Source organism: Fodinibius sp., from assembly GCF_041642155.1.
Classification (GTDB): domain Bacteria; phylum Bacteroidota; class Rhodothermia; order Balneolales; family Balneolaceae; genus Fodinibius.
This window is the reverse complement of sequence record NZ_JBEPWZ010000029.1, coordinates 1-20,772: the sequence shown is the minus strand read 5'-3', so window position 1 is coordinate 20,772 and position 20,772 is coordinate 1. Positions and strand designations below refer to the sequence as shown.

Genomic DNA, 20,772 nt, shown 5'->3' with positions numbered 1-20,772 from the left:
GATCAATAGGTTCAAACCATGACTTATACTTTTGATAGCTAATATTGTCTTGAATAATATCCAGGCACTGCTCCCAGGCAGCTTCGGCAGAAAGTGTACTCAACGTCCCAAGACCTCCAATAAAATTGATGTATTTCTGTGCAAATAAGCCCTGTAGTTATCCACACATCCTGAGTGCTGTCACTAATTAGGGTGAAACGAAGATGGCAATTTCACAGACAGATGTCAAAAAAATATTATCGCGTTTTTCAAAAGTTATCCACATTACTCTAAACAGTGTAACTTCATGAGTAGCAGTAACTTAAATATTTTATAGCTTTTCTATCAAAAAATACTTGACAACGCTTAATACAACGCTAACAAAGATTTCACCTTCACCTGACATGGAAATATGGTGATTAAAAAAGTTTTCAACAAGTTATCCACACCAAAATGTGGATTGGTAATTTCCCGTAGAATTCTGCCTTGGCATAAGGGTAAAATCGCTGTACCCCCGTCATTATTTCAGGCGGGCAATCAGAAAACGGTCCTTGTTGTCGTAGTCTTTTCGGAGGTCTGTTATCCAATCTTTTTGGTCAAAAAGCCGCTGTATTTGTGCAGCGAAATATTCATGCAGCTCCAGGTAGAGCGTACCCTTCGGAGAAAGGTTTTTTTCGGCAAACCGGAGGATGCTTCCGTACATGCTAATCATGTCGTCGGTGAAGAGCGCCAGGTGCGGTTCGTGCGCCCGGACCTGCGGTTCCAGCGCCTCTTTTTCGTCCGGGGTTATATAGGGAGGGTTCGATACAATAATATCCCACGAGGGACCTGAGGCTATGGTTCCCGGATTCAGGATGTCTTCTTTTGAAAAGGAGATGTCCACCTCATTCTGTTCCGCATTATACCGTGCAGTCTCCAGCGCTTTGGCCGAGATATCTACGGCGGACAGCTGCCACGCCGGGCGCTCCATCTTCAGGGCGATGGGGATGCAACCGGAACCGGTACCGATATCTAAAACGGAGAGGGGGATATCTTCTGCCTCGGCATGGCGATTCAGGATGATTTCGACGAGTTGTTCAGTCTCGAGGCGGGGGATGAGGACATCGGGATTTACGGAGATGCGGGCATTTACAAAATCTGAAAAGCCGATGATATACTGCAACGGCTCATGTTGGGCCCGTCGCTTGACCATCGGGCGCAGTTCACCCAGCTCTGCCGGTGACAGCGGTCGGTCGTATTTGAGGTAGAGATCCAGTCGCTTCGTGTTGAGCGTCTCAGCTAACAGCCATTCAATACTATGCCTCGGATCAGGAATTTCTTTTTCTTTAAAATAATCGGTAGCCCATTCCAACATGGAAAGGACCGTCCATTCCTTCACCTTGTTGCTCATTTGTGAGTATAAGCGTTATTTAGAGTCTCCCTCTTCGGTTTCCTGGTCCTGTTCCTTTTGGACCGTAAGGCCAAAGCGTTTGGCAAAATCAAGAATAAAATCGGTTACTTCATCATCGATAGTCCGTTTTTCCTCGTCAAGCGAACTGCCGCGAAAGCCCATGCGTCCACCGGTTTTCTTTAGGATAAACCGGTTTTGCTTGCCCGTGATTTCAACAATGCAGGTAAGGGTGACACTTGCATTAATCTGTTTTTCATACTCCTCAAAAACGGCCACATGCACTTCATCATTGTGGTCGGAAGAGTCGTATTTATACGTATATTTTGGCTCAATGCTACTGAACAGCTGTGCCGGCATTCGCCGGAGCGTATCAGCCGGTCCGAAAACAAGATACATGCTTACAGCACTCATAATGTATTTACTTCAGTTGGTGAGTTACTTCGGTCGTAAACAGCCTGAATAAACGCCTTTCTTAACCCAGAGTCAAATTTACTTGTATATAATCACAAATTTATTTAAGTAATAATTTAAATATTTCATAATTTTTTGGGATACTAACGGTTAAACAAGGAGCACTCCAACGGGTTGCAAGATCAAATGGAATACTTACTCATGAAAAAGAATAGATTTATACCGGTACTGGCCGCATTGGTGATGATTATGACACTGGGGGTCATTTCTAATGCAGTATATGCCCAGCTGGAGGAACCGGAAGTGATCGGCATACCGGAACCCAAAACCCCGTTGAGTGAGGGCTATACGACCGGGATCGGCTTTGATATTATGCTCAACAATTTTGGTTTCGGCGTCGGGGGCTATTTCAGCCGGATGCTTGGCGACTATACGGAATTTAGTTTTCAGGCGGGCATCACCGGAATTCGCGATGTGAGCGAGCAGACTTTTCAAAGCTTCTTCACGGGCAACCGAATCGTTCCAAACAAATATAAACGAGGCTTCGGTTTTCCTTTTCTTTTTGGACTGGAGCAGCGCCTGTTTGCGCGGCAAATTGAGGATAATTTTCGCTTCTTCGTAGGCGCGGCGGCGGGTCCTGCCATGGCGTTTGTCTATCCCTATGTAAATGATTCCGACGAGAATGGATTCCGTTCCATTCGCATCGATCCCAACTCTGGATTTATAGTGGGAGCGGAGCGGGTCAATGATTTTTTTACCGGCTGGAGCGATGGCAAGTCAAAATGGGGTTATAGTGGTGAACTCAAGGTGGGGGCTGACATCGGAAGTTCGTTCGGCACGCGCACCACTGTCGAGTTCGGCTATTTCTTTTATTATTTCAAAGAGGGATTGCAAATCATGGAGCCTTACCGCCCCTATGGGTATGATGAGGACGGTTTTCCCATAGAAGTAAATGAACAGGGGGAGCGGCGTACGCACTTTGACGCTCAAAAATATTTCGGGACCCCGCAGATCAAGTTCACTTTCGGCGGAATGTGGTAAGCGAGGACAGTACAAAGTATAAAGTAGGTTAGTATAGTAGGTCCTTTTACTAAATACCTTCTACTAAATACCTTCGACTTTATACCTGTTGCTTATTACTTTCTGCTGAATACCTTCTGCTAAATCCCAGCTTTTTCTCCTTTATCCATAGGAAAATTCATTGTACCTTTCGAAACAATTTCACTGAAAAAAATTATTGAGGAGCATGAGTTTAATAGACGAGATTATCGGACGCCAGATTATTGATTCGCGGGGAAATCCGACGGTAGAGGTTGATATCGTATTGACGGATGGCGTCATGGGGCGCGCAGCCGTCCCCTCCGGGGCATCGACCGGAGAGCACGAGGCGGTAGAACTTCGCGATTCCAATTCCGACCGCTACATGGGCAAGGGAGTGACCCGGGCCGTGGAGAATGTGAATTCCGCTATTGCCGAAGAGCTGCGGGGTGTGGAAATTTTTAACCAGGTGGCTATTGACGATCAGCTGCTGGAATTGGATGGCACGGCAAACAAGGGCAATTTGGGAGCCAACGCTATGCTGGGTGTGTCGCTCGCGGTGGCCGATGCGGCGGCCAACGCATTAAACATTCCGCTCTGGCGCTATATCGGCGGCGTCAATGCCAAAGTGCTGCCCCTGCCTATGATGAATATCATCAATGGCGGCTCGCACGCGGATAACAATGTGGATCTGCAGGAGTTTATGATTATGCCTACCGGCGCCGGAACGTTTTCCGAGGCGGTTCGAATGGGATCGGAAATCTTTCACCATTTGAAAAACGTGCTTTCTGATAAAAACTACAGTACCGCAGTAGGCGACGAGGGGGGCTTTGCGCCCGACCTGGATTCCAATGAGCAGGCCGTTGAAGTGATCCTGCAGGCTATTGAAAAGGCGGGATACGCCCCCGGCGAAGAGGTGGTCATTGCACTCGATCCCGCTACGGCTGAATTCTACAATGCCGATAAGGAGGTCTATGAATTCCGGTGGAGCGACGGCAGTAAACGTTCATCGGAAGAAATGGTTGAATTCTGGAGCGGCTGGGTCGATAAATACCCGATTGTCTCTATCGAAGATGCCCTCGATGAAAATGACTGGGACGGCTGGAAAAAACTCACCGAGGCGGTGGGGGATCACGTGCAGCTGGTGGGTGACGATCTGTTCGTCACAAACACCGACCGGCTGGCCCGGGGCATACAGCAGGGGGTGGCCAACTCCATTCTCATTAAGGTTAACCAGATTGGTACACTTACCGAAACACTGGATGCCATTGAGATGGCACACAAGAATGATTACACGGCTGTTATATCTCATCGGTCCGGAGAAACGGAAGACACGACGATTGCCGATTTAGCTGTGGCCACGAATGCGGGGCAAATTAAAACCGGTTCCATGAGCCGCACGGACCGCATCGCCAAGTATAATCAGCTGTTGCGTATCGAAGAGCAGCTGGGTGCGAATGCCGTCTTTATGGGAGGCGATACTTTCAGCGGTTAGGGTTAGAGGTATTGTTTCCCGGATCCAGGATGCTCCCCGGTCATAAAAGAGGCATGAGGGACGAATGAAGCCCTGTTTTCATGCGCTCTTTTTAGTCTGTCAGCATTACTTATGCGAAATACGAGTCTGCATTTGCAAAATTTTCGTAACCACGTTGAGACGAACGTAGCCTGGGCTCCGCATCTGAATGTGATCACCGGCAAGAACGGGGCGGGCAAGACCAATCTGATCGATGCGATCCATTACCTGTGTATGAGTCGCAGTTTTGTCTCCAGCAGCGACCGGTATGTGTCCCATCATGATGCCACCTTTTTTATGATCAAGGGCCATTTTGAGGGGAATATCCGGTCCAGTTTTGATGTGGGATGCTCGTACTCCTGGGGCGAGGGCAAAAAGATATTTGTCAATGAAAGTCCGCTGGACCGTCTCTCGGATCTTATCGGCATGGTGCCGGTGGTGGTGCTGTCGCCGAATGATAAGAAGTTAACCAGTGAGGGACCCAAAGAGCGACGTTCCTTTATCGATTCTTTTATCAGCCAGATTTCACCGCGTTATCTGCAGGATCTGATGGACTTCCGGAAGGCCCGGAAACAGCGCAACAAGCTTCTCCAGGAATTCCGGGGTCCCCGGGAAGTGCTGGAGGCCTACCTGGAGCCCTGGAATGTGCAGCTGGTGGAATACGGCTCGCGTATCGTAGCTAAACGGACGGAGGTACTTAACCAGTTTCAGGAGTACCTGGAGCGGGAATATGAGGTGATCTCCGGGATGCGGCACAAGCCGCACCTGGTCTATCAAACTTTTTGTGAGCCTTCCGGGGAGGACCAAACCGTTCAGGAACGCTATTTAGCAAAACTGGAGGAGGAACAGGATCACGAAATGGAGCGTGAACTCACGCTGGTCGGTCCCCACCGTGATGAAATCGTGTTTTATCTCGATGATTTCGAACTTCGGAAATACGGATCGCAGGGACAGCATCGTCTTTTTGCGGTGGCTTTGAAATTGGCACAGCTTTTGTATTTTTCGGAAGAGCTGGATGATCTCCCTATTTTTTTGCTGGATGATGTATTCGGGGACCTGGACGCCCAGCGAACGGAAGTGCTCTTGCAGGCCTTGATTGAGCACGCGGGCCAAACGTTTGTGACGGCCGCTAACCCTATTCCATTTGATGACTATGTAACCTTTGACGGGGCGAAAAACCGGAAATTTCGGGTAGCGCAGGGTGAGGTAAACCAGGTGTAATGGTAAATAACAAAGAGCTAATATGTCACGATATCGATCAAATAGTCCCAAGCTGCTGAGAGATGCCCTCAAGGATTTTCTGGACGACTATCCCCACCGAAAAAGGCTCAAGCGGGGGATGATTCTATCGATCTGGGAACAGACGGTGGGCGAGCGTATTGCCGGGGAGACGGAGAACATCCATTTTGAACACGGTAATTTAGTGGTTCACGTAAAAAATCCCGCCTGGCGACAGGAGATCCATATGAAGCGATTCAGCATCGCCAAGAAACTAAACGACAAGGTGGGAGAAAAAATTATCAGGGAGATCGTGGTTCGCTCCTGAGGGCTGTTTATTTTTTTATCGAAAAATACCTGTAAAATCAAGTATGAGAAATAGTTTGCCGAGGATTCGATACCCGGTTATATTGGAACTCCGGCTGTATCAGATGAACAAGATAGAAGTACTATGGAACTACCTACTCCTGAAAAAATTAAGCAAAGCTTATCGGAAGGCTGGGGAAATCTCATCCAGAAGTCAAACGAGGATGAAATTGCTGATGTCGGCCGTGAGCGCATCGTGGTCTTTGCCGTGTCGCTTATTTTGGCCATATGCTTGTGGTTTATGGTCAATCTGAGCAGGGATTATAACTTGAATGTCGAACTCCCCATTGTGGCTGCCGGGATGCCGGAAGATCGTGCCCTTGCCCAGGGATTGCCCGAAACGGCCACGGTGAGTATTTCCGGGGAAGGATGGAAGCTTATCAGCATTTATAATAATCCCCCATCGGTTAACCTCAATGTCACCAGTTCCGAAGTCAACTTGTACGACCAGGTCCAGCAGCAGATGAATGCCATGTCGGAAGTGAATATTCAGAAAGTGCAACCACTGATACTGACGCTGAATTTGGAGCAGCGGATCTCGAAAATGGTGCCTGTACAACCGGTTTTCCGCATATCGTTCGAGCAACAGTACGGTTTTATAGGCAGGCCGGCGGTACAGCCGGACAGCATACAGATCAGCGGTGCTGCTTCCCTGATCGAAGATATCACCGGGTGGCCGACCGATTCGCTGATAGTGGAGGGAGCATCCGAGGATATCTCGCGGACGATTGCACTGAAAGAAAATGAGTTGATAAGTCTTTCCCGGCAAGAAGTGTTGTTTAATGGTACGGTAGCCCAGTTTACAGAGGGAGAGGTAAGCGTTGATCTGGACACCCGTAACCTGCCCGAAGGGAGGCGCATTAGTTATAGTCCCTCTTCCATAACGGTGAAATATGATGTGCCTATTGATGAGTATGCGGATCTGGAGGATGAGGAACTGTTTGAGGCTTACCTAACCTATGAGCAAATTGAGAACGATACAACCGGCTATGTGAAGCCGCAGATTGAGCAGCTATCCGACAACGAGTTTATCAAAATCCGTTCTTCCCAGCCCCAGCAGGTGGCTTATTTTATGGTGCTGGACGAGTAGGTTGTAGCTTGAGTCGTGCGTTTGGGTTTGGAAGCTGGAAGGGCCCGGGACTGGAACCCACACCTATGCTACTTCTTCAAGTTTTTCTTCAAACGGCTTGATGACCTCCTCAATCGAGCGATCCGTATTAAAATAGGATAGGATTTTTAAGATCACCTCGTCGACCAGCACATCGGGACATGAAGCGCCGGAGGTGATGCCGATATCCACGGGTTCATCACCCGCAACCGGCAACCAGTCTGGCGTCTGTTTCATCTCCTTGTTCCATTGATCGAAATGATGAATCAGTCCGGGGTTTTCGATCTCTTCCGCATCGCGTACGTGATACGTCGGAAAGGCCTGTTCAAGGATTTCAACCAGGTGCATGGTATTGGAAGAGTTGTACCCCCCGACCACGATAGAAAGGTCCACGTCGGTATCCGCCAGCGCCAGCGTGGCCGACTGGTTTTCGTTGGTGGCATAGCAAAGAGTGTCGGAGGTATCGGCAAAATGATCGAGAATGTCTGCCTTGCCGTACTTTTTAATGGCCGCTTCCTTAAGAATGTCCATCACTTCCTGCGTTTCGGTAGCCAGCATCGTAGTTTGATTAATGACTCCAAAGTGTTCCAGGTCCCGGTGCGGATCAAATCCGTCGGTGCTTTTATGACCGAAATAGGTTGCAAAATCTGATTTCGGCCGGTCCCCGGTCAGGATATCGGCCAGTATCCGGGCCTCGTCAGGGTTTAAGAGCACCACACAGGGGGAGTGGTCGGCGCTGTGAGAAAAAGTGGCCCGTGTTTCCTCGTGGCGGTGTTTGCCGTGGATGACCAGGGAATAACCTTTCCTGCCCAGCTGTTTGCCGCGTTTCCATACTTTCTCGACAAAGGGACAGGTGGTATTGTATTGATAGGGATCGATCCCCTGCCTTTTGAGCCGTTGCTGTATCTCAAGCGTCGTTCCGAAGGCCGGTACGATTACGATATCATCCTCGTCAAGCGACTCAATAGGAATGAGTTCCGTACCGTCGGTTTCAAAGAGGAACTTGACATCCCGGTCCAGCAGGTCTTCATTGACCGTAGGGTTATGAATCATTTCGCTGAGCAGGTAGATGTCCCGGTCCGGGTGTTGTTCTATGGTTTCATAGGCGATGTCAATAGCGTTCTCCACGCCGTAGCAAAATCCGAAATGGCGGGGCACATAAAAGCGCACGGGACCGAAGTCAAGCACACTCGGTTCCAGGTCCTTTTTACGCGGATCCATCACCTTGTTGGCGTCTTTCACCTTGCGAATAATCGGCGATTGGTAGATGTCGGGAATATTAAATTGCTTCCGGCCCATAAAGTAAGTTATTCATCTGATTTAATAGCTCGCTGGAGAGCGTTCTGTTGGACTAATGAACCCTTAAATATACGAACTTTAGCACGAAACATCAGGGGACACTTCCAAATGTTATTTTTAATACAGCCTTACACGGGGCTCACTTGAAGTGTAGTGTCTGCCTACCTATACCGTCTATTAGGTTTTAGCATGCAGCACCCCATGCAACCGTCTTTGAAGTTTCCCCGGACAACAACGATTCAAAATCCAAAAAGCTGTTTTTCAAAAATATTTACGCCTCGGCCACTTCATCCAGCTTGACTCCTACCAGCCTGCTGATTCCCGTCTCGGGCATTGTTACGCCGTACATCATTTCCGCTTTGCTCATCGTCTTTTTATTGTGGGTGATGATGATGAACTGTGTCTCCTGGCTGAAATTGCGTATCATATCCGCAAAACGCTCGATGTTGGCGTCATCCAGGGGCGCATCGACCTCATCCAGTACGCAGAAAGGGGAGGGCTTTACCAGGTAAATGGCAAAGAGCAGGGCAATGGCGGTCAGGGTCTTTTCTCCCCCGGACAGCTGGTTAATGGTAGAGGGACGCTTTCCCTTCGGGTTCGCCTTGATCTCGACCCGGGCATCCAGGGGATCTTCGGCTTCTTCATCAATGACCAGATCGCAGTAATCATCGTCATTGAAAAGGGTATGGAAGACTTTCTGAAAATTCACGCGGATTTTTTCGAAGGTATCATTAAAACGCCGGGTCGCGGTCTTGTTGATCTCTTCAATGGTCTCCCGGAGTTCTTTGGCTGCCTGCCGGAGGTCGCCGATCTGCTCTTCGTAAAAATCGAGGCGTTCCTTCTCCTCTTCGTACTCCTCAATCGCCAGGGGATTCACATCACCGATCTTTTGGAGCTTTTGTTTTAACCAGGTGATGCGTTTTTTAGCTTCGTCGGGCTCGGTGTCTTCGGGGAGCTGCCCGTCAATTTGATCCATCAGCACGCCGTAGGTTTCCCAGATATGATCGGAGAGGTTTTCGATCTGCATCTCGAACTTCTCCTTCGCCATTGCCAGGTGATGCACCAGCTCCATGTTGACCTCTTTGCGGCGGCGGACCTCCTTCAGTTCTTTTTCAATCTCGTTAATGCGACCCCGCTGTTTTCCGGAGGCTTCTTCGGCCTGTTCCAGCTGCTTGTCGGCATTCCGTTTCTTTTTTTTAAGTGTTTTGAGTTGATCTTCCAGCTGTTCAATAGAAGATTTATACTTCGTAATGCGTGCCTTGGCTTCCTCGGTCTTCTCCGAGCGCAACTTCAGCCGCTCCTTCAGGTTCTTGATGCCGCTCTCGGCCCGACGGATATCCCGTTCATGGTTTTCTACCTTGTTCTGCAAATCCTGATGCTTGAGCTGGGCGTCGTTGTACCGGCTTTGCGCAATAGAACGCTCTTCTTCCAGTTCCTGAAGCGTTTGCTTCTTTTCTTCCTGCCGCTCGTGCAAGTCTTTCAGCTTTTGCTGCAACTCTTTTTGCCGGGGATGCAGCTGGTCGAGCTCCTCGCGGGCTGTATCTTTATTACTTGTAAGTTCTTCCCGCCGGCTGTTAAGGTCGCCGATATTTTTTTCATAAATCTGTATTTTGGAATCAAAACTGTTGATCTTGTTCTCTACGGATCGCACGCGCTGCTCTTTTTCTTTCAGCTGCTCTTCCATTATACCCAGCTGAATGGCCTCATATTCTTCGCGAACCTTCGCCAGTTCAGCTTCGGATTCGGCAATTTCGGATACCAGGGTGTCCTTTTTACCGGTAAGTTTCGAAATCTTATCCTGCAGTCCCACCCGGATGCCCGCGTTTTTGGCTTTGCTTCCGCTTTGCAGAAATTGTCGTTGCGTTATCACTTCGCCATCGAGCGTAACGCCGGTATTCCTGCTGCCTGCAATCTCCCGCCAGGCCTGTTCAACGGACTCGTAAACGAACACATTCCCCAGAAGCAGTGTTTTGAGCGGTTCGAACGGCGCACCGGTGTCGACTACGTCGACCATGGAGCCGGCCTCCACAGGATAGGAGTCCGCAAGCTTGTCAAGCGGGATGAACGTAGCTTGTCCCTTGTCATGCTCTTTGAGCAAAGACGCTGCCTGCCGGGCTTCTGCGAGCGTTTCGACGACCAGGAAATTAAGGGCTTCGCCCAGGACCGACTCCAGGGCTACCGCATGTTGCTCGTCCGTGGACAACAGGTTCGAAACCACATCCAGCAGCGGAAAATCCCCGCTGTGTTCCTCCAGCAGAAACTGCACGCTGGAGGGAAAAGCTTCATTGGAATCCGCAATATCCTGCAGCAGGGACATTTCCGAGGTCACCGAATCGAGCCTGCTCTGCTGTCCCCGTATCTGGTCTTTCAGCTCCTCCTGGCGCTCACTGAGCTCATCGCGTTTTTGGCGCGCATCCTGCAGCACCTGCTGTTGCTTGTCGCGATCAGCGACCGCCTGTTCCAGCTTTGAAGCAAGCATTTTCTTTTCCCCGCGAAAGTTGGCGATTTCATCCTCGAGGTCTTCTATTTCTTCCCGGATGCGGATGAGATCACCCTCGGTGTTTTCCAGCCGCGATTCAATCCTGATTCGCTTGGTCTGCAGCTCATTAAGGTCGCTGTTGGCCTTTGAAAACTCCTCTTCGAGCTCATCCAGCTCCTCGCGTTTGGCAGCGTACTGCTGTTGAATTTCGCGGTATCGCTCTTTGGAGTTCTCCAGGTTTTTTTCGGCCTTCTCCAGATCCGTATCAAATGTTTCGAGCTTACTCCGGCTGCTTTTGAAGGCTTCACGCAGGTCTTTCAGATCCTGCTCGCTCTGCTGGATATCCTTGCCGTATTGCTCTATGACCCCTTCTTCGTTGCTGATCTTCTCGCGCGTGATCTGCAACTTGGTCTCGGTATCCCTGATCCTGGAGTGCAGCTGGCTGACCCTCCGCTGCGCTTCCGACTGCAGGCGTTCTTTCTCCGTAAGGGCCTCCCGGGCGGACTCTTCTTCCTGTTCCAGCTTTTTTGCCTTGGAAAGGATCTCCTTTTTTTCCTTGTCGGCATTGCCGATGCGCTCTTTCAACGGCTCCAGCTCTTCCTTGATTTTAGTAAACTCATGCTTGTTAAGCGCCTTGTCCAGCTGCTCCAGCTCGTTGTTGTATTTTTTAGCCTTACGGGCTTTTTCGGCCTGACGCTCCAGCGATTTCGTCTTTTTGCGGACTTCCACCAGGATATCTTCCACGCGCTGGAGGTCCGACTGCGTATCATCCAGCTTGCGGAAGGTGCGCTTGCGCTTCTCTTTGTAGCGGGTGATGCCGGCCGCTTCCTCAAAGAGTTTTCGCCGGTCGTTATTCTTGTCATTAAGGATTTCTTCCACCATTTTCAGTTCGATAACCGAATACGCATCCGAGCTCATCCCGGTGTCCATAAACAGCTCGGTAATATCCTTTAACCGGCAGGTGGTGCCGTTGATGAGGTATTCGCTTTCCCCGGATCGATACAGGCGGCGGGCAATGGTAATTTCATTATATTCGGTGGGGAGCAATCCTTTGTTGTTGACGAGCGTCAGGGCGACCTGCGCCATCCCGAGGGCATTTTTTTGAGCCGTACCGTTAAAAATTACGTTCGACATGCTGGACGATCGCAGGAGTGTGGGGCGCTGTTCCCCGAGTACCCAGCGCATGGCGTCGACAATATTGGATTTGCCACAGCCATTGGGACCTACAATAGCCGTAATGCCCTTATCAAAAGAGACTTTGGTATTGTAGGCAAAGCTCTTAAAACCTTGTAGTTCCAGCTCGGATATATACATTTTTTATTCGATGGCAATGTACAAATCCCAAATAACAAAAACATTAGTCATAGTAGCTGCGGCTTACTGCCGGGCGCCTGTGAGCAGGTTTTTGTTATTTGCATTTTGATTATTGCAATTTGAAATCAAACCGTCATGATTTCTTTTTTCTTTTTTTCCAGCAGCTCGTCTACTCGTTCGGTGTGCTGGTCGGTTAATTCCTGGATGGCATCCTCAGCTTCATACTTGGAATCTTCCGGAAGGGACTCTTTCTCCACTCGTGTTCTGATCTCGTCATTGGCATCGCGCCGGGTATTGCGAATAGAAATGCGCGTGTCCTCGGCGATTTCTTTCACGCGTGATACCAGCTCTTTGCGGCGCTCTTCCGATAAGATAGGCAGCGGAATGCGGATGATATTGCCGTCATTGCTGGGATTCAGCCCCAGTCCCGCCGACATGATCGCCTTTTCAATATCCTCCATAGCCGATTGATCAAAAGGCTGGACCGTCAGCAGCCGCGCTTCGGGTGCACTGACGTTCGCCAGCTGGTTGAGCGGAGTCTGCGAGCCGTAGTAATCTACTTTTACGCCGTCCAGCAGGGCAGGCTTGGCTTTGCCTGCTCGCACATGCGATAATTCTTTTTTATAATAAATGATGGCTTCATCCATCTTGTTTTTGGTATCATCGATAATGCTCTGCAGCTCTGGAGGTATCATAACAGATCAAACTTTGTTAGAAGGTCATTTTGTGGTAGCTATAAGATCAGAATGAATTTAAGAAATCTATGAATCTTCCCAAACTACCGTTGAACCTATATTTTTTTCTCCGGCCAGCACTTTCTTCAAGTTGCCTACCACATTCATATTGAAGACGATGATAGGTGTTTCGTTTTCGCGGCACAGGGTAAAAGCGGTGAGATCCATAATCGAAAGCCGCCGTTCGAGCACTTCTTCTCCCGTAATGGTCTGAAATTTCTCGGCATCGGGATTTTTTTCGGGATCGGAATCAAAAATGCCGTCCACCCGTGTGCCTTTGAGAATGACATCCGCTTCAACCTCTATGGCCCGCAGGGAGGCAGCGGTATCGGTGGTGAAATAGGGGTTGCCGGTACCGGCACCGAAAATAACGACCCGTCCCTTTTCGAGATGGCGAATAGCGCGCCGCCGTATATAGGGCTCGGCAACCTCTTCCATGCGGATTGCTGACATGAGCCGGGTATGCACGCCTTTGCGTTCCAGGGCATCCTGCAGGGCCATGCTGTTAATCATGGTAGCCAGCATGCCCATGTAGTCGCCCTGTACGCGGTCCATTCCTTCTGTGGCTCCCTTGACGCCTCGAAAAATATTACCGCCGCCCACGACCACCGAAACTTCGTAATTTTCATCATGAGCCGCCTTGATTTCATCTGCGTATTGGGTCAGAATATCACCGTCAATACCATGTCCCTGCGTGCCTAACAGCGCTTCGCCGCTTATTTTAAGTAAAATTCGTTTGTAATTATTGGCCACTGTATTTAAATCCCGTTTTATTGAAGTTGATGGTTTCTGTGATGCCGAATCAGCCTGCCCTCTACCCATAACATAATTAATGTATGCTAAAGGTTCTTGCGTTTATCCGGTCGCTGTGCAGGTCTGGATCTCCACAAGCAGCCTACCGTTCTCATGACCGTCAGGCCTCAATGCAGCTCAAGGCTTTTGTTCCCGGTCTGCGGGGGATCAGAATCAGAGATTGCAGAAATAGGGCTAACTATTCCCCTAAGCATAAAAAAGGCTACCGAATCGGTAGCCTTTTTTTGAATCTGTTTGTTTACGACTCTTCGCCGAGTTGAAGCCGGTGAAACGACTTCACCAGCGGCATTTCATTTTCTTTAAGGTATGCCTCCACCGACATGCTGTTGTCTTTTACAAATTTTTGATTCAGCAACACGCGTTCTTCATAAAAACGCCGCAGTTTTCCTTTGGCCGCCTTTTCGGCAATCTCTTCCGGTTTGCCTTCATTCAACAGCTGCTCCCTGGCAATCTCGAGTTCCTGTTCCACAATGGAACTGTCGATGCCTTCCCGGGTCACCGCAATGGGATTCATAGCGGCGATCTGCATGGCCACATCCTTGGCGATCTCTTCGTCCGTTATTTCGCCGTCAAATTCGACGATCACGCCAAGCTGGTTACCGGGATGGATGTAGGAGATATACTGGCCGTCCGAATGTACGGAAAGAACCCGGTTAAACTTAATTTTTTCGCCAATTTTCCCGATCATATCTTTCAGGTGGTCTGCGACGGTAAGTCCTTCCAGCTCCGTTTCGAGCAGTTCGTCAACCGAGTTGATCTCCTGCTCAAACACCAGGTCCAAAAACTGTTGCGCCCGGTTCTGGAAGTCTTCGTTACGGGCCACAAAATCGGTCTCACAGTTGATCTCCAGGGCGGCGGCCCTGCTTTTGTCGTCGCTGAGTCGGGTAAGAATCAGTCCCTGGTTCGCTTCCCGGTCAGCTCGCTTTTCAGAAAGCTTTTGGCCTTTCTTGCGCAGTACTTCAATTGCTTTGTCAAAGTCTCCGTCGGCTTCCTGGAGGGCTTTTTTGCAATCCATCATACCGGCCCCGGTTTGCTCACGCAGTTCTTTTACATCTTTGGCAGAAATGCTCATGTTGAGTTACGGTGTTTAATTTTTATGGTTAATGATTGAATGCCGTTCGGCCTATTCCTCTTCACCGGAAGCATCGTCGGATTTTCTTTTGCGGCGAGAGCGGCGTTTGCCGGTTGCCTTTTTCCTGGTTTTGACCTGCTCTTCGGCCTGTTGAGCCTTTTGGGCGGCCTCTTCCAGGACCTCTTCTTCATTTTGAGCTTCGCGCTGGGCATTCCCCTCGATGATGGCATCGGCAATGCTTGAGGAAATAAGCTGAATCGTTCGCGCCGAATCGTCGTTGCAGGGGATAATGTAATCCGGGATATCGGGATCGCTGTTGGTATCGACCATGGCAACAATCGGGATATTAAGCTTGACCGCCTCATTCACGGCAATGTCTTCCTTAATCGTATCCACCACAAAGATGGCCCCCGGCAGGTGATTCATATTGGCAATGCCGCCCAGGGTCTGTTCCAGCTTTTCACGTTCCCGGTCAAGCATCAGGGCTTCTTTTTTGGTAAGTTCATCAAAGGTACCGTCTTTGCTCATGCGGTCAATTTCTTCCATCCGTGAAATGCTTTTCTTGACGGTCGCAAAATTGGTCAGCATGCCTCCAAGCCAGCGATGCGTAATATAGGGCATACCGCATCGGATCGCTTCGGTCTTGATGATATCCTGCGACTGTTTTTTGGTTCCTACAAACAGGATCGTTTTACCGGCACGGGAGAGTTTGGTGACTTCATCCAGGGCTTCCTGGAAAAATTTCTGTGTTTTTTTGAGATCAATGATGTGAATCCCGTTTCGTTCCATGAAGATAAAGTCCTTCATTTTGGGATTCCATCGGCGGGTAAGATGTCCGAAATGGGCACCTACCTTTAAAAGCTTTTCTAAATCAGGGGTCTTTGGCATAGTATTGTTAGGGTAATTTATGTTTGAGTTAGTCCTCTACGCAGGTCGTACCCGGCGCTAATCCCGACCGCTGTCGGGACACTCGGCGCACTGAGTCGCTGCGTATGTGTGATTGTTAGGTGAATGGTTATTTGCTGGATTGGAGTTTCCTCCAGTAACAAATAACAAATATACAGATAACAAACGTTACCGTTTGGAGAACTGGAACTTCTTGCGGGCACCAGGCTGTCCGTACTTCTTGCGTTCGACCATGCGATCGTCGCGGGTAAGCAGGTCATGAGCCTTCAGTACATCGTGCCACTCCTCGTTATGGTCGTCAAGGGCGCGTGCCAGTGCGTGCTGAATAGCGCCGGACTGGCCGGTAATTCCGCCACCGCGCACCGTTACCTTGATGTCGAACTGTCCGTCGGATTCGGTTACCTCCAATGGGAGCGAAGCTACATTCTGATGTGCTTTCGTACTGAAGTAATCTTCCAGTGATCGTTTGTTAACCGTAAATGTTCCGGATCCCGGCTGGATATACAAACGCGCAGTAGAAGTCTTTCTTCGTCCGATGAAATTTTTTTGTTCCATTCGTAATTAAAGCTCTATTTTTTCGGGTTGTTGTGCTTCCTGTTCGTGAACCGGACCAGCATAGACCCTGAGATTTGTCATCAGCTTGTTAGCAAGCTTGTTTTTGGGCAGCATCCCTTTTACAGCGTTGGTAATAAGGAATGTGGGGTCTTTGTCCAGCATATCTTCGGCCGAAGTAACGCGCTCGCCTCCGGGATAGCCGGTATAGCGAAAATACTCTTTCTGCTGCAGTTTATTGCCACTTAGTTCAACTTTTCCGGCATTGATTACCACAACATTGTCCCCGGTATCCATGTGCGGAGTAAATTCAGGCTTATGCTTGCCTCTCAGGTAGGTTGCTACCTTGCTGGCCACACGTCCGAGAGCGTGCCCTTCGGCATCGACAAGAACCCATTTCTTTTCGATATCACTCGCTTTAGCAGAGTAGGTCTTGTAACTATTGGTATCCACAATAAATCTTGTTTAAAAATTGCTTTTGCATGAAGTCCCGCAAAATAGACTTATTTAAATCCATTTGCAATGAGAAATTTTAAATTCAAATCAGGAGTCTGCCGGACACATCATGATCTGCTGCGAGTAAGCAGAATCTGGCGTTTTCTTCCTTTTTTCGTGTAATAGTACTACTATTTGCAGTGAATGAGCGGCAAACCAGATGGCCTTAATCCTCCATTCCCTCATTACTATCCCCTGCGGCAGACTCCTGAAGATCCAGGATACCGAAAATTTTCAAACGTCATGATGGTATGCCGCTGGTTTAGTAAAGAATTTTCAAAAGCCGGTTGTCAGAATACCGGCCATAGTTTTGTGATGCGGGCAGTAAAATTTATCGGCCGGCAAAGAAGATATTCTTAAAAAAAAGTGGTACATTTACCCCGATAGATATAAACATTTTTAGTACAACGAATTAACCTAATTTCTTTACAACCGATGAGCCAGAAAACATTTCAAGATACCAAAATAGAATTTGATACCGGTTCCGGAAAAGCTCAGCTATACAGCCTGAAAAAACTGGAAGAATTCGGATACGGTAACATCAGCAAGCTACCGTTTACCATCCGAATTTTGCTCGAGGCAGTACTTCGTGAGCACGACGATTTTATTATTACCGACAAAGATGTAGAACTGTTGGCCAACTATAATGCGAAAAGCCCGGAGGGTGAGATTCCCTATAAGCCCTCGCGGGTCGTCCTCCAGGACTTCACGGGAGTTCCGGCGGTCGTTGACCTGGCCGCCCTGCGGTCGGCCATGAAGCGCATGGGGGGGAGCCCGCAGTCGATCAACCCGCAGGTGCCGGTGGATCTGGTGATCGACCACTCGGTGCAGGTGGATGAATTCGGCCAGGAGTATGCTTTTATGCATAATGTGGAGAAAGAATTTGAGCGTAACCGCGAGCGATATGAGTTCTTGAAATGGGGACAGAAGGCCTTTGACAACTTCCGGGTGGTGCCGCCGGGACGCGGAATCGTGCACCAGGTGAATCTTGAATATCTGGCGCAGGGAGTGTTTAGCAGGGAGGAGGACGATGGCTCAACCGTTGTATTCCCGGATACGCTGGTCGGGACCGACTCGCATACAACCATGATTAACGGTCTGGGCATCCTGGGCTGGGGCGTCGGCGGCATTGAAGCTGAAGCTGCTATGCTGGGGCAGCCGATACACATGCTGGTTCCCGAAGTGGTCGGCATGGAACTGACCGGTGCACTGCGGGAGGGGATAACGGCTACCGACCTGACCCTGACGGTCACGCAGATGCTGCGCCGGCATGGCGTGGTGGGTAAGTTCGTTGAATTCTACGGAGAAGGGCTCCAGAACATGAGCCTGCCCGACCGCGCGACCATTGCAAACATGTCGCCTGAATACGGGGCGACGATGGGCTTCTTTCCGATGGACAGCGAGTCGATGCGGTATATGCGCCGCACCGGGCGCTCGGAAGAGCAGGTAACCCTTATTGAAAATTACATGCGGGCCCAGGGCCTGTTCCATACGGCCGACATGCCGGACCCGGAATACAGCGATACGCTGAAGCTGGATCTGGGGGAGGTGGAAACCTCGCTGGCCGGTCCGAAGCTCCCGCACGATCGCATTACGCTGCCGAACATGAAGGAGACGTTTGAAAGCAGCCTGACCAGCAATGATCCGACCATGGGCTTTAACCTGGCCCAGGAAAAGCTGGCCAACAAAGGGACGTTTAAGAACGGCCGGGAAATAGAGATGACGCACGGTGATGTGGTGATCGCAGCTATTACATCCTGTACCAACACCTCGAATCCAAGCGTAATGCTGGGAGCGGGAATTGTAGCCAAGAAGGCGCTTGAAAAAGGCCTGGCGGTTCCGCCCTATGTTAAAACGTCCCTGGCTCCCGGTTCGCGCGTCGTAACGGATTACCTCGAAGAGGCCGGCTTGACCGATTATCTGGACCAGCTCGGTTTCAACCTGGTGGGCTACGGATGTACGACCTGTATCGGCAATTCTGGTCCTTTGCCCCCGCCCGTAGAGTCCGCCGTAAAAGAGGGGGAGCTGATTGTCGCCGGGGTACTCTCGGGCAACCGTAACTTTGAGGGACGTATTCACCCGTACGTCAAAGCCAATTACCTGGCCTCTCCGCCGCTGGTTGTGGCGTACGCCCTGGCCGGTACCGTGGATATCGACCTTGAAAATGAGCCAATCGGCCGGGATAAGGAGGGCAATGAGGTCTACCTGAAAGATATCTGGCCGACCTCCGAAGAAATTGCCGAGCACCTGGACAGCGCTATTCGACCGGAGCTGTTCGATAAACAGTATGGAGATATTTTTAACTCCGAGGAGTGGGATGCTATTCCCGTCGGCGGCGGCGAACTGTACGAATGGAAGGAGGAATCCACCTATATCCAGGAGCCTCCGTTTTTTATGGACATGGGGGAAGAACCCGAACCCATCACCCCTATCGACGGGGCGCGGGCACTGGTGAAAGTCGGTGATTCCATTACGACCGACCATATATCCCCGGCCGGGAATATCGGGATCGACACGCCCGCCGGGAAATACCTGATGGATCACGGGGTAGAGCCGGCAGACTTTAACTCTTACGGGTCGCGGCGCGGCAACGATCGCGTGATGACCCGCGGGACCTTTGCCAACGTGCGCTTTAAGAATCAGCTGGCGCCGGGGACCGAAGGGGGCTATACCACCTATTTCCCGGAAGATGAGGTGACCACCATCTACGATGCCGCCATACGGTACAAAGAGCAGGACACCCCGCTCGTTGCACTGGCCGGTACACAATATGGAACCGGATCGTCCAGGGACTGGGCGGCGAAAGGGACCATCCTGTTGGGTGTTGAGGCGGTTATTGCCACTTCCTATGAACGCATTCACCGGTCGAACCTGGTCGGCATGGGCGTACTGCCCCTGCAGTTTAAAGAGGGTGAATCGGCCGACGTGCTTGGATTGGATGGATCTGAAGTATTCAGTATCGATGTTTCCGATGACCTGCAGCCGCGCGACCTCGTGCCGGTAGAGGCCCGGAAAGAGAATGGAGAAACCGTCTCTTTTGAAGCCGTTTGCCGTATCGATACGCCGGTGGAAATCGACTACTATCGCAACGGGGGGATCCTGCACTACGTGCTGCGCGACTATCATAAAGCGGACCAGGAGAAGCAAAGCTAATGGTTTATTTCGTACCTTTTGGCTTGATCCAAAAGGTACGTAAAAGATCAAGGCTGAGAAAACCCAGCGCCCGGCGTCTGCTGCGGCTCCGGAGAAAAATATAAACTCACCCGACATAGTCGGGTTCAAACATATATTTTTCTTATTCCTACGCCTTGCATCCACCACCCGGGGCGCTGACTTTTCAAGGCCGAAGGAATGGTTTCTTTCGGACTAAACGGTTCGTCCTGTTTTCGAGGCCATAGTTTTATTATTCCTTCGCCTTGCATCCACCGCCCGGGGCGCTGAGTTTTCAAGGCCGAAGGATTAGTTTCTTTCGGACTAAACGGTTCGTCCTGTTTTCGAGGCCGTATTTTTTAAAAAAATGCAAAATCATTGTTTTGCCCAATCTCTACATTTTCACGATTTCAAAATCCTCATGTATTGATGTATATATACACTGCGGTTTTAAAATCGCTCAGGTTTTGGTATTGAACAAAACCCTGGTTTTCAAAGCCCTCCTGGAGTAAAAAAGATCAGATCACCCACCGGTCGATTCCGCGCATGGTAAAAAGCCGGGCCATGAGCCGGGACAGGGGGGTATTGAGCATCAGCGAGACCATACCGTTCCGCACGGCCGGCAGCGGGACGTTTCGTCCCAGCCGCATATTGAGTTCCCCTCTTCTGCCGGCATTCCGGGCGGCCTTTTTGCGTCGTTGTTCAAATCCTTTCAGGAGGTCTCTGCCCCGGTTGCGGGGGGAAGGATGGCCCAGCATTTGCCTTAAGCATAGGGACAGATCCCAGGCCCCCAGCCAGCCCAGGTTCATTCCCTGTCCGCCGATCGGACTTACGACATGGGCCGCATCACCGGCTAACAGGCACTGATTTTTGACCATCTGCCCGGCCACCCGTTTTTCAACCCCAAAGCTGCTGAGCATGAAATGAGAGGTGTC

The 20,772-nt window shown here is 50.1% G+C and carries 18 protein-coding genes; 6 read left to right on the top strand and 12 right to left on the bottom strand.

Annotated elements, in window-relative coordinates; translation table 11 throughout:
* From ACESLU_RS03560 to ACESLU_RS03550, 3 genes are all read right to left on the bottom strand, one after another.
* A partial coding sequence (locus ACESLU_RS03560; RefSeq protein ID WP_372635219.1) for a DnaA N-terminal domain-containing protein occupies nt 1-103 on the bottom strand: 103 nt, incomplete at its 3' end.
* A 396-nt stretch (nt 104-499) separates the two neighbouring features.
* Complete coding sequence (prmC, locus tag ACESLU_RS03555; RefSeq protein ID WP_372635216.1) at nt 500-1,369, bottom strand: peptide chain release factor N(5)-glutamine methyltransferase; 870 nt, start codon at nt 1,367-1,369, stop codon at nt 500-502.
* Between the two features lie 15 nt (nt 1,370-1,384).
* Nucleotides 1,385-1,780 carry a hypothetical protein gene (locus ACESLU_RS03550; RefSeq protein WP_372635213.1) on the bottom strand — a complete coding sequence of 132 codons (396 nt, stop codon included), beginning with the start codon at nt 1,778-1,780 and terminating at the stop codon, nt 1,385-1,387.
* Nucleotides 1,781-1,981: 201 nt separating this feature from the next.
* On the opposite strand from ACESLU_RS03550, the gene ACESLU_RS03545 reads away from it, so the two are divergent.
* From ACESLU_RS03545 to ACESLU_RS03525, 5 genes are all read left to right on the top strand, one after another.
* Entirely contained in the window at nt 1,982-2,821 is an 840-nt protein-coding gene (locus ACESLU_RS03545; protein WP_372635210.1) for a hypothetical protein, read from the top strand.
* A gap of 205 nt (nt 2,822-3,026) precedes the next feature.
* Nucleotides 3,027-4,313 carry a phosphopyruvate hydratase gene (eno, locus tag ACESLU_RS03540; RefSeq protein WP_372635207.1) on the top strand — a complete coding sequence of 429 codons (1,287 nt, stop codon included), beginning with the start codon at nt 3,027-3,029 and terminating at the stop codon, nt 4,311-4,313.
* A 111-nt stretch (nt 4,314-4,424) separates the two neighbouring features.
* On the top strand, nt 4,425-5,552 hold the full coding sequence (locus ACESLU_RS03535; RefSeq protein ID WP_372635204.1) for a DNA replication/repair protein RecF: 1,128 nt from the start codon (nt 4,425-4,427) through the stop codon (nt 5,550-5,552).
* 22 nt (nt 5,553-5,574) lie between these two features.
* Nucleotides 5,575-5,877 (top strand): DUF721 domain-containing protein, encoded by a 303-nt coding sequence (locus ACESLU_RS03530; RefSeq protein WP_372635201.1) that lies wholly within the window; start codon nt 5,575-5,577, stop codon nt 5,875-5,877.
* Nucleotides 5,878-6,000: 123 nt separating this feature from the next.
* Entirely contained in the window at nt 6,001-7,005 is a 1,005-nt protein-coding gene (locus tag ACESLU_RS03525; protein ID WP_372635198.1) for a YbbR-like domain-containing protein, read from the top strand.
* A 63-nt stretch (nt 7,006-7,068) separates the two neighbouring features.
* On the opposite strand, the gene ACESLU_RS03520 is transcribed toward ACESLU_RS03525, so the two are convergent.
* The 8 genes from ACESLU_RS03520 to rplM form a co-directional block, all read right to left on the bottom strand.
* Nucleotides 7,069-8,322, bottom strand: a complete 1,254-nt coding sequence (locus ACESLU_RS03520; RefSeq protein WP_372635195.1) for a 4-hydroxy-3-methylbut-2-enyl diphosphate reductase — start codon at nt 8,320-8,322, stop codon at nt 7,069-7,071.
* A gap of 271 nt (nt 8,323-8,593) precedes the next feature.
* Nucleotides 8,594-12,115: a chromosome segregation protein SMC gene (smc, locus tag ACESLU_RS03515; protein WP_372635192.1), complete on the bottom strand. Its 3,522-nt coding sequence runs from the start codon at nt 12,113-12,115 to the stop codon at nt 8,594-8,596.
* A gap of 125 nt (nt 12,116-12,240) precedes the next feature.
* Nucleotides 12,241-12,810 carry a ribosome recycling factor gene (gene frr / locus ACESLU_RS03510; RefSeq protein ID WP_372635189.1) on the bottom strand — a complete coding sequence of 190 codons (570 nt, stop codon included), beginning with the start codon at nt 12,808-12,810 and terminating at the stop codon, nt 12,241-12,243.
* Nucleotides 12,811-12,876: 66 nt separating this feature from the next.
* Nucleotides 12,877-13,602: a UMP kinase gene (gene pyrH, locus ACESLU_RS03505; protein ID WP_372635186.1), complete on the bottom strand. Its 726-nt coding sequence runs from the start codon at nt 13,600-13,602 to the stop codon at nt 12,877-12,879.
* Nucleotides 13,603-13,900: 298 nt separating this feature from the next.
* On the bottom strand, nt 13,901-14,734 hold the full coding sequence (tsf, locus tag ACESLU_RS03500) for a translation elongation factor Ts (RefSeq protein ID WP_372635184.1): 834 nt from the start codon (nt 14,732-14,734) through the stop codon (nt 13,901-13,903).
* Between the two features lie 51 nt (nt 14,735-14,785).
* Nucleotides 14,786-15,622, bottom strand: a complete 837-nt coding sequence (rpsB, locus tag ACESLU_RS03495) for a 30S ribosomal protein S2 (RefSeq protein WP_372635181.1) — start codon at nt 15,620-15,622, stop codon at nt 14,786-14,788.
* A 186-nt stretch (nt 15,623-15,808) separates the two neighbouring features.
* Nucleotides 15,809-16,195 (bottom strand): 30S ribosomal protein S9, encoded by a 387-nt coding sequence (rpsI, locus tag ACESLU_RS03490; protein ID WP_073059856.1) that lies wholly within the window; start codon nt 16,193-16,195, stop codon nt 15,809-15,811.
* Between the two features lie 6 nt (nt 16,196-16,201).
* Complete coding sequence (rplM, locus tag ACESLU_RS03485; RefSeq protein WP_372635177.1) at nt 16,202-16,645, bottom strand: 50S ribosomal protein L13; 444 nt, start codon at nt 16,643-16,645, stop codon at nt 16,202-16,204.
* A 477-nt stretch (nt 16,646-17,122) separates the two neighbouring features.
* Between rplM and acnA the strand changes: the two genes are divergently transcribed.
* A complete protein-coding gene (acnA, locus tag ACESLU_RS03480; RefSeq protein WP_372635174.1) occupies nt 17,123-19,840 on the top strand; it encodes an aconitate hydratase AcnA in 2,718 nt (905 codons plus the stop codon).
* Nucleotides 19,841-20,355: 515 nt separating this feature from the next.
* Here acnA and ACESLU_RS03475 read toward each other — a convergent pair.
* On the bottom strand, nt 20,356-20,772 hold a 417-nt coding region (locus tag ACESLU_RS03475), incomplete at its 5' end, for an FAD-dependent oxidoreductase (protein ID WP_372635171.1).